This is a genomic window from Salmonella sp. NW884, assembly GCF_051700745.1.
GTDB lineage: Bacteria > Pseudomonadota > Gammaproteobacteria > Enterobacterales > Enterobacteriaceae > Salmonella > Salmonella enterica.
Genome location: NZ_JAMMDE010000033.1, coordinates 1 through 779, shown reverse-complemented (window position 1 = coordinate 779; position 779 = coordinate 1). Strand labels below are relative to the sequence as shown.

Annotated in this window: 1 protein-coding gene; it reads right to left on the bottom strand. The window is 65.2% G+C overall.

Going from position 1 to position 779, the window contains the following annotated elements; all coding sequences use genetic code 11:
* Positions 1-779: biotin/lipoyl-containing protein (locus tag NA197_RS23350; RefSeq protein ID WP_438796707.1), on the bottom strand; the 779-nt coding region annotated here is incomplete at both ends.

The window sequence follows — 779 nt, the reverse complement described above, 5'->3', positions numbered from 1 at the left end:
GTCCCGGCCTGCGCGGCGCGGATTTCGGTTTCCATCTTCATGGCTTCCAGAATCAGCAGCACATCGCCTTCGGCCACGCTCTGGCCTTCGGTGGCAATCACCTTCCAGATGTTGCCCGCCAGCGGCGCGGTGACCGGGGTGCCGGCGCCTGCCGGGGCGGTGGCAGGAGCAGAAGAGGCAGCAGGTGCAGCCGCAGTGAGCTGGCTGATATCGCCGCCGTCGCTGACTTTCACCACAAAGGCTTTGCCTTCCACTTCCACGGTGTAGATACCGGAAGCGGCGGGTTTTGCGGCTTTTTCCTCTTTCACGGCAGGTTTCGCGGCTTCCGCCTGCGGCACCGGCTCAAACGCCGCCGGGTTGTGGCGGTTTTCGAGGAATTTGAGGCCGATTTGCGGGAACAGCGCCACGGTGAGCACGTCGTCGATGGCGTTTCCCGCAAGCTGAATGCCCTTCTCCTGCGCCTGACGCCTGACGTCCGCTTCCAGTTCAGCCAGTTCCGGCTTCAGCAGGTCCGCCGGGCGGCAGGTCACCGGAGCGCCCCCTTCCAGCACGCGGGCCTGTAACCCGGCGTTGACCGGCACCGGCGTGTGGCCGTATTCGCCCTTCAGTATCCCGGCGGTTTCTTTGGCGATGGTTTTGTAGCGCTCGCCGGTCAGGACGTTGAGCACCGCCTGGGTGCCGACAATCTGCGAGGTCGGGGTGACCAGCGGGATAAAGCCGAGGTCCTCGCGCACGCGGGGGATTTCCGCCAGCACCTGGTCGAGTTTGTCCGCCGCGTT